The sequence below is a fragment of the Kitasatospora sp. NPDC086801 genome, from assembly GCF_044745805.1.
Taxonomy (GTDB): Bacteria; Actinomycetota; Actinomycetes; order Streptomycetales; family Streptomycetaceae; genus Kitasatospora.
The window spans coordinates 54946-68161 of sequence record NZ_JBIVAX010000039.1 but is presented as its reverse complement, the minus strand read 5'-3'; the positions used below and the strand labels follow the sequence as shown (position 1 = coordinate 68161).

Here is a 13216-nt window from a genome sequence, read left to right as displayed (position 1 = left end):
GGTCGTGGGCGGCCGGGTCGGGCGCGGCGCCGGTGTGGGCGGTGGTGTGGTGCGCCGGGGCGCGGTGGGTGGTGGTCTGACGTATCACGAATGGCTCCCGGTGCGGCTACCGCGGCAGCCGGTCGGCGGAGGTGGCCTTGCTCGCCCGCATGAGCGGGCCCCACGCGTCGATCAGCAGCGCGAAGTCCTCGATGTCCGCCTGCGCTTCGTCGAGCAGACGCGCCCGCTGGGGCGCCAGGTGGTCGGCGAACTCGGCGTACTTCCCGCCGAGTCGTCGGTAGTGGTGGTCCAGCGCGTCGAGCCGCCGGTGGTTCTCCGCGCGGTCCGTCGCGGCGCTGCGGCGGGCGGAGTCGGCGATGACGTCGGCGCGGACGTGGTGCGCCTCGTCGAGGAGGGCCCCGCCGGCCGCCTCCATCTCGAAGTAGACCGGGTACAGGTAGAGCATGGAGAGCAGGAACTTGGCGTAGCGCAGCTGGTAGGCGGTGAAGCCCGCGCCGGTGCGCCGTTCCGGGGTGTAGTAGTTGACGATGTGCCGGTTGTGGACGACGCCGGGCAGGGTGGCGTCGCGGACGAGGTGCAGCAGGAAGTAGTCGCTGCCGATGGTGGCGGTGGCGGGCGGCAGCGGGACGCGGTCGTAGACCTCGTGGTCGAGCGCGACGTTGCACATGTCGATCCGCCAGATGTCGGGCAGGTCGAGCACGGCGCGGTCCTGGCGGAACGGCTCGGTCCCGGCGCCGGTGAAGGAGTCGGCGACGAGTTCGCGCTTCTCCTGCTCGCCGGCGCCGGTGGGCGCCCAGAGTGCGACGACCTGGTGGTAGGCGTCCGGGTCGAGTTCGCGGATCTCGCCGATGTCGACGGAGAGTTCACCGATGAAGGAGCCGCCGACCAGGGCGACGGGCTTGTCGGCGTGCACCGGGTCGAGGGTGGTCTCGGTGACGGCGGCGACCACGTCGGCCGCCTTGAGGCCGAGCGTGGCGAGCTCGTGCTCGATCGGGAACACCGTTTCGCCGTCGAGCAGTTGGTACGCGCCGTCGGAGTCGCGGCGGTGCACGGAGGCGCAGCCGAGCGCGCCGGCGAGCAGGAACGCCCGGTTGGTGCAGGCGCCGTAGGAGACGGCGTCGGGGAGCATCAGGTCGAGCAGCCGGTCGGGGTCGGCGACGCCGGAGCGCTCGATCACGTCGTGCAGGAAGGCGCGTTGGGCGGCCTCGTCGAGGTGGTGGACGACCACCTCCCCGGCACCGGACGTGGCGGGGCGCAGCGCGGCGACGGCCTCGGCGTGCCGCCGGTAGGTGGCGGGGTCGGCGGAGTCCAGGATCAGCAGGTGCACCCGGACGCCGAACCGCCGTGCGGCGTAGGCGGCTTCGGCGCCGATCGCGGCGATGGTGGCCGCGCACTCGCGGTTGGTGGGCAGGGTCAGGCAGACGGCGCGCATGCCGGCTCCCCCACGGGCTCGGTGGGCTGCTCCGAGGCGGGCTGCCGCGAGGCGGCCCGCTGCGGGGTGGACTGCTGCGGGGTGGCCTGGTGGTCCGTGAACTCCCGGCCGCTCCAGGAGCGCAGGCCGAGCAGCCGCTCGCCGAGTTCGGTGAGCTCGGCGGGCCCGTAGCGCAGCGACTCGTGGCGGGTCGCGTCGCCGACCAGGGTCCGGTTCCAGTCGGGGGTGGCGAGGGTGCGCCAGGACTCCACCCGGGAGCGGCGCATCTGCTCGGCCTCCTCCAGCGCGGGCATCATCGACAGGTACTGGACGGCGCGGACGCCGTTCTCGGAGGTGTTGCGGGCGACGCCGTGGGCGAGCAGGCCGTTCCAGATCAGCAGGTCGCCGGCCTTCAACTCGGGCCGCACCACAGGGAACTCGGAGCGGTCGACGGCCGGGCGGATCGGGTCGCGGTCGGCGGGCTGGGCGGCCTGCCACTCGTTGAAGCGGCGGAACAGCTCCGGGTCGCACTGGAAGCCGCCGTGGTCGGGCCGGGTGTCGTCGAGCGCGATGATGCCCTGGACGCGCTGGGGCAGCATGCCCTGGGTGGTGTCGACGTCCCAGTGCAGTTCGATGTCGAAGCCCTTGTCGGTGGGTTCGATGAGCGCGCGGTCGCGGTTGCGGACGTTCGGCGGGTTGAGGTTGAGCCGGTCGAGGGTGACCCAGAGCTCCTCGCAGTCCCAGACGTCGACGAAGGCGTCGTAGACCCGCCGGGCCTGCCGGCTGTCCCAGATCAGCTGGTGGTGGTAGGCCTCGACGAAGCCGTAGATGTGCAGTTCCCGGTCGAGTTCGTCGCGGTAGTCGCGCTCGCGGTACCAGTCCTCGGGGCGGTCGGGCGAGAGTCCCTGGAAGTCCCAGGCGAAGTCGAGCAGGCGCCGCGCGGCCTCGGCCGGGATGGCCTCCTTGACCACGACGTAGCCGTAGGTCTGCCAGAACGCGAAGTCCTCCTCGGAGAGCACCCGCAGCGGGCGCTCCTTGCGGACCTCGCGCAGCGCCGTCCGCGCGAGGTAGCTCTCCCCGTCCTCACTGAAGTAGGGGCGCGCCGAGGCGGCTCGGTGCAGATATCCGTCAGGGCTCGGCATGGGCAGTCACTCCGTGGTTCGTAGTCGACGCGGCGCTTCCTGGACGCACAGTGCGGGCACAGCGAGCCGACGACCCGTCACCGGCCGTGCGTGGAATTCAGTCCGCGGACCGCATGCTGTCCGCATACGCTCCACCTCGCCCGGATCCCGACCGCGCGGGTTCCGCCACGTCAGGGGGCCAACTCGCAGGTCCGGCAAGGCCTCTCGCCCTGCCTCAGCCCCGGCCGAACCGCGCCCCTCATACGTTGGACTAGACCAACTAATGGTGTCAACCCTCGACGGCCGGTTACCAATAGGGAAATCCGCGCAGTTCAGATGACCCCCCGGGGTTCGCTTTATGTTTCGGAGAGTGACATAAGCCGGGGTATGTTTCGGGAATTGACATAACCGCGAAGTGAACCGGGGCGAGTTCCCGCGCGTTGCGCTCCACCCGCCGATCCGGCCGCGATCAGGCCGCGATCCGGCCGCGATCAGGCCGCGATCCGGGCCGGGCCGTACGTTGGGCCTATGGCACACCGCCCCGCCACCCGGCTCGCCGCACCCGGCTGGCTGACCGCGAGCCTGCGCCCCAAGGACGCGCCGATCCCCTGGGCCGCGGCCGCCCGGGCCTCGGTGGCGCTGGCCGCGCCGCTCGCGGTCGGCACCGCCACCGGCCGGCCCGGGTACGGCGCGCTGGTGTCGATGGGCGCCCTGTCCGGGGTCATCGGGGACACCGCGGACGCCTACCGGATGCGGGTGTTCAACATCGCCGTGCCACAGCTGTTCGGCGCCCTCGGGGTCCTGCTCGGCACCCTGGTGTACGGTGCGGGCTGGACGGCCGTCGCCGTGCTGACCGCCGTCGCCCTGGTCTCCGGCATGATCTCCTCGATCGGCGCGGTCGCCTCGGTGTCCGGACTGCTCCTGCTGCTCAACGCGGTGGTCGGCGCCGGCCTGCCGCTGCCCTCCCCCTGGTGGCTGCCGCCCGGACTGCTGCTGCTCGGCGGCCTGCTGGTGCTCGGCCTCACCCTGCTCGCCTGGCCGCTGCGCGGCGGCACGCCGGAGCGCTCCGCCGTGGCCGGCACCTACCGGTCGGTCGCCGTCTTCCTGGAGGCCACCGGCACCCCCGGGTACGACGACGCCCGCCAGGCGCTCACCCGGTCGCTGGACCAGTCCTACGACCTGCTGCTCGCCCGCCGGGCCCGCCGGCACGGTCGCTCCCCCACCCTGGTCCGGCTGCTCGCCCAGCTCAACGCCGTCGTCCCGGCGGTGGAGGCCGCCTCGGCGGCGCAGCTGCGCCCGAGCGAGTACGGTCCGTTGCCGCCCGCCTACCCGGCGGCGGTGCGCGAGCTGGCCGCGGCCGTCGAACAGGGCCGCACCGGGCCGGCCCCGCCGCCCGGACTGCCCGAGCCGTGCGGACCGTCCACCCGCGCCCTGGTCGCCGCGATCGGCCACGCCTGGACGGTCGCGCACGAGCCCGCACCCGACCCGTACGCCGTCGCCGACCGGCTCGGCCGGCCCGCCGCACTACGGGTGCGCGCCAACCGGGCCGCCCACGCGCTGCTGCTGTCCGGCGCGTCCCGGCGGTACGGGCTGCGGCTGGCGCTGTGCATCGGCCTCGCCCAGATCCTGGTGTCGGTGATCGCGGTGCCCCGCTCGTACTGGGTGTCGCTGACCGTCACCTTCGTGATGAAGCCCGACTTCGGCTCGGTGTTCTCCCGGGCGGTGCTGCGCGCGCTCGGCACCGCCGCCGGGCTGCTGATCGCCGCCCCGGTGCTGGCCGAGGTGCCGCACGGCTGGTGGGACGTGCCGGTGATGGCGGCGCTGGCCGCGCTGATCCCGGCGCTGTCGGCGAAGGGGTACGCGTTCCAGACCGCGGCGATCACCCCGGTGATCCTGCTGCTCTCCGACCTGCTCAACCACCGGGGCTTCCACCTGGTGCTGCCCCGGCTGTACGACTCGCTGATCGGCTGCGGCATCGCGCTGCTGGTCGGCTACCTGCTGTGGCCGGAGTCCTGGCACACCCGGATCGGGGAACGGCTGGCCGACGCCGTCGCGGACACCGCCTCGTACGTCTCGCTCGCCTTCACCACCGGGCCCGGAGCCGACCAGCCGGCCCGCGCCCGGTACCGGCGGCGGCTCTACCGGGACCTGTCCGCCGTGCGCAGCGAGTTCCAGCGGGCGCTCACCGAACCGCCGCCGGTCGGGGCCCGGGCCGAGGCCTGGTGGCCGCTGGTGATCGCGGTCGAGCGGATCGTGGACACCACGACCGCCACCCGGGTCCGGGTCGAGCACGGCGCGCCGGCGCCGTCCCCGGCCGAGGTCGGCGCCGTCGCCCGGGAGCTGGCCGACCTGGCCGGCGCGCTGCGCAGCGGCGAGCCGCTGCCCGAGGCCGGGCCGGACACCCTCCCGCCCGAGTGCGCGCTGGGCCGGCTGCACCGCGAGGTGCAGGCGGCGCGCGCGGTGCTGATCACCTGAGGGGCGGGTCCCGACGGGGTCAGTCCTGGATCCGCCGCCAGGGCCGGTCCGCCTCCAGTTCGAAGGCCAGCTCCAGCAGCAGCCGCTCCTGGCCGTGCGCGGCCGAGAGGTGGACGCCGATCGGCAGCCCGCTCGGGGCGGCGCCGGTGGGCAGGGCGATGCCGGGGCCGCCGGTCACGTTGTTGACCGGGGTGAAGGCCACGTAGCGCTGGAGGCGTTCGATCAGCTCGTCGAAGGCCACGTTCGGGCTGAGGTGGCCGATCGGCGGGGCGGCGTGGGCGAGGACCGGCGAGAGGATCACGTCGTGGGCGCGGAAGACGCCCGCGTAGGCGGCTTCGGCGCGGCGCAGCCGGCGCAGCACGGCCGGGGTGTGCAGGAACTCCCGCTGGTAGAGCCGGCGCAGCCCGGTGGTCAGGCCGTCGAGCCGGTTGATCCGGAAGCTGCGGTCCAGCATCAGCCGGCCGCTGACCGCGATGGCGAAGGCGATGTAGCCCCAGTAGAGGACGAAGTCGCGGGAGAACTCCTCGCCGAACGGCAGGGTGGTCTCCTCGACGTGGTGGCCCAGCGCCGCCAGCCGGGCGGCGGTCTGCTCGACGGCGGCGCGGGTGGGTTCGTCGGTGGTGGCGGTCGGCGAGTCCACGACCAGTCCGATCCGCAGCCGGCGCTGCCCCGGGCCTTCGACCAGGCCGAGCGGGGGCAGAGCGGGGTTGCGGTGGTGGCGCTCGGCGGCGGCGTAGAAGGCGGCGGTGTCGCGGACCGAGCGGGTGAGCACGCCGTCGGTGACGAGGTCGATCGGCAGCCTGCCGCTCTGGCCGTTGGTGACCAGGCGGCCCCGGGTGGGCTTGAGCCCGACCAGTCCGCAGCAGGCCGCCGGGATGCGGATAGATCCGCCGCCGTCGTTGGCGTGCGCGATCGGCACCACTCCGGCGGCGACCAGCGCGGCCGAGCCGCCGGAGGAGGCGCCGGCCGAGTGCGAGGGCTTCCACGGGTTGCGCACCGGCTGGGCGGTGGCGAACTCGGTGGAGGCGTTGAGGCCGAACTCGGGCAGCCGGGTCTTGCCGAGGACGGCCAAGCCGGTGGCGAGGAACTGGTCGGTGAAGCGGGAGTTGCGCCGGGCCGGGCGGGCCCGGAAGGCCTCGCTGCCCATGGCGGTCGGCAGGCCGCGCAGGTCGACGTTGTCCTTGAGGAAGGTGGGCACGCCGTACAGCGGGCCGTCGGGGCCGTCCGGGCCGAGCCGGGGCCGGTCGTAGGACGGGTGGGCGACGGGGGTGAGCGTCCGGTCGACCCGGGCGGCGCGGGCGGCGGCGGCCGCGGCCAGTTCGGCGGGGGCCACCTCGCCGGCGCGGACGAGGGCGGCCAGGGCCACGGCGTCGTGCTCGCCGAGTGCGTCGTCGGTGAACCCGTGGGCCCGCTCGTCGGTCATCCGAACTCCCCAATCCCTACTGACCGGTAGTCGCGCAAGAGTTCGCAGTGTAGGCGCGGGGCGGCGCCCGGGGATACCCCACGTCCGGGCCGGCCACCCGACCCCGGCGGCGCACGGGCGTTCGGCATGCGCCCCCACGTTCACCCCACCCGCCGGTCGGAGATCGTTTCGCCGACGGCCCCGGGGAAAGGTCGGATCACGAACCGATCCGGTCCTCCCCCACCCCAAGGTGACGCCCGTGCCCACCCAGTACACCTCGGCCACCGCCCCCGGGGCCCTCCCCCTGCTCGGCCACGCCCCCGCCTTCGTCCGCCGGCCGCTGGAGTTCGTCGCCGGCCTGCCCGCCCACGGCGACCTCGTCCGGCTGCGGCTCAGCCCGCTGGACGCGTACGTCGCCTGCCATCCCGAGCTGGTCCGCCAACTGCTCACCGAGGACCGCACCTACGACAAGGGCGGGCTCGTCCTCGACAAGGCCCGCGAGGTCTTCGGCGACGGCCTGGCCACCTGCCCGGCCGCTGCCCACCGGCGCCAACGCCGGATGCTGCAACCCGCGTTCCACCGCGACCGGCTGCCCGGCTACGCCGCCCTGATGGCCGAGGAGATCGCCGGCACCACCGCCTCCTGGAGCGACGGCGACGTGGTCGACGTCCCCGCCGCGATGTACCGCCTCACCACCGCGGTGACGGCCCGCTGCCTGTTCGCCGCCCACGAGCGGGCCGGCTCGCTCCCCGTCCACGACAGCATGGACGTCGTCACCCGCGGCGTCGGCCGGCGCGTCATGATGCCGCTGCCCGGCACCGACCGCATCCCCACCCCGGGGAACCGCCGCTTCCGCCGCGCCCGGCAGGACCTCCAGGAGATCACCCGGCGGCTGATCGCCGACTACCGCGCCGCCGGCACCGACCACAACGACCTGCTGTCCATGCTGCTCGGCGCCCGCGACGAGGACGGGCGGGGGCTCACCGACGCCGAGATCCACGACCAGGTGGTCACCTTCCTGCTGGCCGGCATGGAGCCCACCGCCGCCACCCTCTCCTGGGCCTGGACCCTGCTCGCCGCCCACCCGGCCATCCGCGACCGCCTGCACGCCGAGCTGGACACCGTGCTCGACGGCCGGCCCGTCCGCCACGAGGACCTGCCCGCCCTGCCGCTCACCGCCCGCGTGGTCACCGAGACGCTGCGGCTCTACCCGCCGGCGTGGATCCTCAGCCGCGCCGTCGCCGCCGACGCCGAACTCGGCGGCCACCGCGTCCCGGCCGGCGCCACCATCCTGTTCAGCCCGTACCTGCTGCACCGCCGGGCCGACCTCTTCCCCTGCCCCACCCGCTTCGACCCCGACCGCTGGCTCACCACCACCCGCCCCTCCCCCGGCACCTACGCCCCCTTCGGCCTCGGCGCCCGCCGCTGCATCGGCGACGTCTTCGGCACCACCGAGGCCGCCCTCGCCATCGCCACCATCGCCGCCCGCTGGACCGTCACCCCCACCCCCGGCCGGCCGGTCCGCCCGGTCCGCAGCTCCTCGCTGTCCCCGCGCCCCTTCACGGCCACCCTCGCCCGCCGGGGGCGGTGAAACGCCCCCGGCGGCACGAGATTGACGAACCGCCAGATGGTGCACGGCGGGCGGGGGGTGCCAGGCGTACGTGCCGGCGTCCAGGAACAGCCGCCGCGCGACGCACTGCCGCTCCGGCGTCACCGACACCGGCGGCGGCACCCCTCTCCGCCGGGTCAGCCCTCCTGGCGCCGGTCGGCCGCCAGGGTGGTGAGCAGCCGCTCGATGGCCTCCAGCCGGCGCTGGAGCTCCTCGACATCGCCGCGGGTGGCGCCCTGGTCGGCGGGCTTGAGGGTGATCACCAGTTGGCCGTCGGGCTCCAGTCGGCCGACCGCGACATCGCGGATGGTGTCGCCGTTCTGGACGCGGACGGCGTGCTCGATCTCGGACGCGCGCAGCGCCAACCCGCGCAGCGCGCCGGGGACGAGCTTGCCGTCGCGCACCACGGTGGTCGGGGAGCCCTCCAACAGCCGGGCGGCGCGCGGGTCGTGGGCCAGCCAGCGGGTGACGACGGAGTTCACCGCGATCAGGGTGACCGCGCCGATGGCGCCGCCGAGCAGGCTGTTGTCATTGCCGATGATCGCGTTCTGCACCACGTTGGACAGCAGGAAGACGACCACCATGTCGAAGGTGTTCAGGCCCGCCAGCCCGCGCTTGCCCGCGATCCGGAACAGGATCAGGATCAGCGCGTAGACCGCGATCGTGCGGAGGATCTTCTCCGCGATCGGAATCTGGACGATCACCAGGTCGTGCCACATGGCCCCGCTCCTTCAACCCCTCGGCCGGACGGGGCGGGCAGCGCCCGGGCCCGACGGTACGCGCCCCGCCGGGCCCCGGCCAGCATCCGGACGGACCCCAGGCCTGTCCGGCCCTAGGAGCGGCGCTTCGGCTTGCCGCGCTTGGCCGCAGCCGCACCCCGGCCGCCCGCCGCGGGCTTCGGCCGGCCCTTCGGCTGTCCCCCCTTGTGCTGACCCGCCTTCTGCTGGCCGCCCTTCTGCGGCTGGGACTTGCGCGGCGGCGCGGCCTTCCGGGGCTCGGCCGCCGGCTGGGCGCCGCGCCCGCGCGAGCTGTTGACCGTACGGCCCCGGACGATGCCGATGAACTCCTCGACCAGGTCCGTCGTACGGTCCTCCGGCCAGGCGAGCCCCACCTGGGACTGCGGCGCCTCGGCGACCGGCCGGAAGGTGAGGTCCTTGCGGTGGTGCAGCCGGGCCAGCGACTGCGGCACCAGCAGCACGCCGACGTTGGCCGCGACCAGCTCGACGGCGTCGGCGGTGCTGGCCGGGCGCTCGATCGCCGGGCGGCCGGGCAGCCCGGCCGGCCAGCCGAGGCTGTCGTCGAGCGGGTGGAACACCACCTCCTCGGCGAGGTCGCCGAGCGCGACCTCCTCGGCGGCGGCCAGCCAGTGGTCCTTGGGGAAGACCACGACGGTGGTCTCGGTGTAGAGCGGGATCGCGCTGAGCACGTCCCGGTCGACGGGCAGCCGGACGAGCCCGGCGTCCGCGGTGCCCTCGCGCAGGGTCCCCTCGCCGTCCCCGGCCGGGACCGCGAGGAGGTCGAGCGGCACGTCCGGGAGCCGCTCGGACCACACCCGGACCCATTTGCCGGGGGTCACACCCGGGACGTACGCGAGCCGGAAGGACGGGTTCACCTGCATCTCTGTCACAGGGCAAGGCTACCGACCGTGACCGGGAGAGCCCGCGCACTCCCTTACCCTTGTCACCATGACATCGCTCAAGCAGAAGACCAGCCAGACCATGAAGCCGGCCACCGCGGCCAAGAAGCTGGGGATCTACCTCGACGCGGCGCCGACCGGCTTCCAGGAGGGTGTGGTCTCCCGCGAGGAGCTCAACGCGCTTCAGGCCGACCCGCCGCAGTGGCTCCAGGAGCTGCGCCAGAACGGCCCGCACCCGCGCCCGGTGGTCGCCGCCAAGCTCGGCGTCTCCATCGCCGGCCTGGCCCGCGGCGGCGTGACCGAGGCGCTCACCACCGAGCAGATCGAGGCGCTCAAGGCCGAGAACCCGCTCTGGCTGCAGCACGAGCGCGCCAACCAGGTGGACGTCCGCAAGGAGGCCGCCCGGATCAAGGAGAAGCAGGAGAAGGACGCCGCGGCGCAGGCCGCCAAGGCCGCCAAGGCCGGCTGACCCGCGCGCTCCGGCCGCCGGCCGGGCCCGGTTGTCAGACCCCCGCGCAACGATGGTGCCGACGTCCGTTCCACGGGCGTCGGCACAGTCGTCGGCGGACAGGGAGCTTGGGGATGGCACGGGTGGCAGGGGCACTGGACGGTCGGATCGCCCTGGTCGCGGGGGCGACCAGGGGGGCCGGGCGCGGCATCGCGGTCGAGCTGGGCGCCGCCGGGGCGACGGTGTACGTCACCGGGCGCAGCACCCGCGAGCGGCGCTCGGAGTACGACCGGCCGGAGACCATCGAGGACACCGCCGACCTGGTCACCGCGGCCGGCGGCCGGGGCATCGCGGTGCCGACCGACCACCTGGTCCCGTCCCAGGTGGCCGCCCTGGTGCAGCGGATCGACGCCGAGCAGGGCCGGCTGGACGTCCTGGTCAACGACATCTGGGGCGGCGAGAACCTGTTCGGCTGGAACGTCCCGGTCTGGGAGCACGATCTGGACGACGGCCTGCGGCTGCTCCGCCTCGCGGTGGAGACGCACGCCGTCACCAGCCACCACGCCCTCCCGCTGCTGCTGCGCCGCCCGGGCGGTCTGGTCGTCGAGATGACCGACGGCACCGCCGAGTACAACCGCGACACCTACCGGAACTCGTTCTTCTACGACCTCGCCAAGGCCTCCGTGCTGCGCATGGCCTTCGCGCTGGGCCACGAGCTGGGCTCGCGCGGCGCCACCGCCCTGGCGCTCACCCCCGGGTGGATGCGCTCGGAGATCATGCTCGGCCACTTCGGCGTCACCGAGGAGAACTGGCGCGACGCCCTGGCGCGGGAGCCGCACTTCGGCATCTCCGAGAGCCCGTACTTCGTCGGCCGGGCGGTCGCCGCCCTCGCCGCCGACCCCGAGGTCTCCCGCTGGAACGGCCGGTCGCTGTCCAGCGGGCAGCTGGCCCTGGAGTACGGCTTCACCGACCGCGACGGCAGCCGGCCGGACTGCTGGCGCTACCTGGTCGAGGTGCAGGACGCGGGCAAGCCGGCCGCGCCGGAGGGCTACCGCTGACGGAGGGTCGGCGGCGGCGCCACCGGGGGCCGGGGACAACCCCGGTCCCCGCGCCGCGTATTGACCGCTATTGACCGCGCCGCCGCCGACTCCGAATAATCGGCGCAACCGGGGCGCCCCAGGCAACCCTCGTCACTCTGACCACACCGGACCGGGGGAGCCCTCATGACCGACCAGCCGCACCAGGACGAACCCGCCGCGCTCGCCTCCCCCACCGCCCTCGCCGCCCTCGCCGCCCTCGCGGAGGAGTTCTTCGCCGCCGAGAACGCCCACGCCCCGTTCGACGCGACGCTGAGCGGGGTCGAGGGCTACGCCCACGAGGTGCCCGACCCGTCCCGCGCGGCCGCGCTGCGCCACCGGGACGCGCTGGCGGGCTTCGGGGCGCGACTGGCCGCGATCCCGGTGGACGCGCTGGCCGGCGAGGACCTCGTCACCCACCGCGTGCTCGGGCGGCTGATCGACAACGGCACCGGCCGGATCACCCACGGGCTGGGCGACTTCAGCGTCTCGGCGACCATCACCGCACCGCAGAACGAGGCCTTCACCTCGCTCGCCATGACCTCCGTCGACCAGGAGGGCGCCGACGCGTACCTGGAGCGGCTGGCCGGCCTGCCGGGCTACTTCGACGCCGCCCTGCAGCTCCACCTGGACGCCGCGGCCGAGGGCCGCACGCCACTGCGCAGCGGCGTCGACGCCGCCCTCGACCAGCTCGACGCGTACCTGGTCGCCGGCCCGGACGACGACCAGCTGCTGCGCGCGCTGCACGGCCGCCCGGAGTTCGACCGGGGCCAGGTGATCGTCCGCGACGGCGTGCGCCCGGCCGTGGCCCGCTACCGGGCCGGGCTGGCCCAGCGGCTGGCCTCGGACGCCCGGCCGGACGACCGGGCCGGGGTCTGCCACGTGCCCGGCGGCACCGAGGGCTACGCCGACGCCGTCACGCGCTACACCCGGCCCGGGCTCACCCCGGAGGAGGTCCACCGGATCGGCCTGGACGCCCTGGCGGGGCTCCGCGAGGAGTTCGCCGAGCTGGGCGGCAAGGTGCTCGGCATCACCAGCCCCGAGGGCGTGCTGGCCGCGCTGCGCGAGGACCGCGCGCTGCGCTTCGACAGCGCCGGGGAGATCATCACCCTGGTCGACGACGCGCTGGAGCGCGCCCGCCGCGCCTCGGTCGACTACTTCCGCGCCTACCCGATCGCCGACTGCGTGACCCGGGAGATCGACCCGATCGAGGCCGAGACCGGGCCGCTGGCCTACTACCAGCCGCCGGGCCCGGGCGGCCTGCCCGGCACCCACTGGATCAACACGCTGCGCCCGCAGACCAGGTTCAGGTACGAGTACGAGGCGCTCGCCTTCCACGAGAGCGTGCCCGGCCACCACCTGCAGATCGCCGTCGCCCAGACGCTGCACCACCTGCCGGAGTTCCGGCGCCGGCCGAGCGGCCAGCTGACCGCCCACGTCGAGGGCTGGGGTCTGTACACCGAGCGGCTCGCGGACGAGATGGGGCTGTACAGCTCGGACCTCTCCCGCTTCGGCATGCTGTCGCTCGACGCGCTGCGGGCCGTGCGCCTGGTCGTGGACACCGGGCTGCACCACTACGGCTGGTCCCGGGAGCGGGCGATCGCCTTCATGCGGGACAACACGGCCACCACCGAGGCCAACGTCCGCAACGAGATCGACCGCTACCTCGCCTGGCCGGGCCAGGCGACCGCGTACCTGATCGGCCGCCGGGAGATCGTCCGGCACCGCGAGCGCGCGCAGGCCGCGCTGGGCGGGCGGTTCGACATCCGGGAGTTCCACCACCAGCTGATCGGGCACGGCAGTCTGCCGCTGGGCGTGCTGGACGAGCTGGTCACGGACTGGATCGCCGCGCAGTAGGGCGTAGCGCTGCGGGGCATGCCGCTGCGGCGCGGGGTCCCGCCCGGCCCGGCGGCCAGCCCGGCGGCGGACTCAACGGCGGATTTGGCGGCGGATTTGGCGGCGGACGGGCGGGGCGTCGCGGAAACGATTCCGCGCGCCCCGTGCGGTCCTCCCGCGCCCGGACGCGGCGTCACCCTTT

Annotated in this window: 10 protein-coding genes; 5 read left to right on the top strand and 5 right to left on the bottom strand. The window is 74.6% G+C overall.

Annotated elements, in window-relative coordinates; genetic code table 11:
- Positions 1 to 106: 106 nt before the first annotated feature.
- Both ACIPLC_RS30340 and ACIPLC_RS30335 read right to left on the bottom strand, forming a co-directional pair.
- Positions 107 to 1432 carry a DUF6271 family protein gene (locus ACIPLC_RS30340; RefSeq protein WP_400476223.1) on the bottom strand — a complete coding sequence of 442 codons (1326 nt, stop codon included), beginning with the start codon at positions 1430 to 1432 and terminating at the stop codon, positions 107 to 109.
- Complete coding sequence (locus ACIPLC_RS30335; protein ID WP_400476222.1) at positions 1414 to 2553, bottom strand: phytanoyl-CoA dioxygenase family protein; 1140 nt, start codon at positions 2551 to 2553, stop codon at positions 1414 to 1416. The genes ACIPLC_RS30340 and ACIPLC_RS30335 overlap by 19 nt, the downstream gene beginning before the upstream one ends.
- A gap of 507 nt (positions 2554 to 3060) precedes the next feature.
- Between ACIPLC_RS30335 and ACIPLC_RS30330 the strand changes: the two genes are divergently transcribed.
- Entirely contained in the window at positions 3061 to 5007 is a 1947-nt protein-coding gene (locus tag ACIPLC_RS30330) for an FUSC family protein (protein WP_400476221.1), read from the top strand.
- A gap of 19 nt (positions 5008 to 5026) precedes the next feature.
- Here ACIPLC_RS30330 and ACIPLC_RS30325 read toward each other — a convergent pair whose 3' ends face one another.
- Positions 5027 to 6430: an amidase gene (locus tag ACIPLC_RS30325; RefSeq protein ID WP_400476220.1), complete on the bottom strand. Its 1404-nt coding sequence runs from the start codon at positions 6428 to 6430 to the stop codon at positions 5027 to 5029.
- Positions 6431 to 6668: 238 nt separating this feature from the next.
- On the opposite strand from ACIPLC_RS30325, the gene ACIPLC_RS30320 reads away from it, so the two are divergent.
- Entirely contained in the window at positions 6669 to 8000 is a 1332-nt protein-coding gene (locus ACIPLC_RS30320; RefSeq protein WP_400476219.1) for a cytochrome P450, read from the top strand.
- Positions 8001 to 8155: 155 nt separating this feature from the next.
- On the opposite strand, the gene ACIPLC_RS30315 is transcribed toward ACIPLC_RS30320, so the two are convergent.
- Complete coding sequence (locus ACIPLC_RS30315) at positions 8156 to 8737, bottom strand: DUF421 domain-containing protein (protein ID WP_400476218.1); 582 nt, start codon at positions 8735 to 8737, stop codon at positions 8156 to 8158.
- Between the two features lie 113 nt (positions 8738 to 8850).
- Positions 8851 to 9645: a LysR family substrate-binding domain-containing protein gene (locus tag ACIPLC_RS30310; protein ID WP_400476217.1), complete on the bottom strand. Its 795-nt coding sequence runs from the start codon at positions 9643 to 9645 to the stop codon at positions 8851 to 8853.
- A gap of 58 nt (positions 9646 to 9703) precedes the next feature.
- Between ACIPLC_RS30310 and ACIPLC_RS30305 the strand changes: the two genes are divergently transcribed.
- From ACIPLC_RS30305 to ACIPLC_RS30295, 3 genes are all read left to right on the top strand, one after another.
- Complete coding sequence (locus ACIPLC_RS30305) at positions 9704 to 10123, top strand: DUF5997 family protein (RefSeq protein ID WP_400476216.1); 420 nt, start codon at positions 9704 to 9706, stop codon at positions 10121 to 10123.
- A 113-nt stretch (positions 10124 to 10236) separates the two neighbouring features.
- Complete coding sequence (locus ACIPLC_RS30300; protein WP_400476215.1) at positions 10237 to 11160, top strand: SDR family oxidoreductase; 924 nt, start codon at positions 10237 to 10239, stop codon at positions 11158 to 11160.
- A gap of 165 nt (positions 11161 to 11325) precedes the next feature.
- On the top strand, positions 11326 to 13035 hold the full coding sequence (locus ACIPLC_RS30295) for a DUF885 domain-containing protein (RefSeq protein WP_400476214.1): 1710 nt from the start codon (positions 11326 to 11328) through the stop codon (positions 13033 to 13035).
- Positions 13036 to 13216: the final 181 nt, after the last annotated feature.

Coding starts and splice junctions, on each gene's coding strand:
- ACIPLC_RS30340 (WP_400476223.1), bottom strand. CDS start 1,432: ATGCGCGCCGTCTGCCTGACCCTGCCCACCAACCGCGAGTGCGCGGCC.
- ACIPLC_RS30335 (WP_400476222.1), bottom strand. CDS start 2,553: ATGCCGAGCCCTGACGGATATCTGCACCGAGCCGCCTCGGCGCGCCCC.
- ACIPLC_RS30330 (WP_400476221.1), top strand. CDS start 3,061: ATGGCACACCGCCCCGCCACCCGGCTCGCCGCACCCGGCTGGCTGACC.
- ACIPLC_RS30325 (WP_400476220.1), bottom strand. CDS start 6,430: ATGACCGACGAGCGGGCCCACGGGTTCACCGACGACGCACTCGGCGAG.
- ACIPLC_RS30315 (WP_400476218.1), bottom strand. CDS start 8,737: ATGTGGCACGACCTGGTGATCGTCCAGATTCCGATCGCGGAGAAGATC.
- ACIPLC_RS30305 (WP_400476216.1), top strand. CDS start 9,704: ATGACATCGCTCAAGCAGAAGACCAGCCAGACCATGAAGCCGGCCACC.
- ACIPLC_RS30300 (WP_400476215.1), top strand. CDS start 10,237: ATGGCACGGGTGGCAGGGGCACTGGACGGTCGGATCGCCCTGGTCGCG.
- ACIPLC_RS30295 (WP_400476214.1), top strand. CDS start 11,326: ATGACCGACCAGCCGCACCAGGACGAACCCGCCGCGCTCGCCTCCCCC.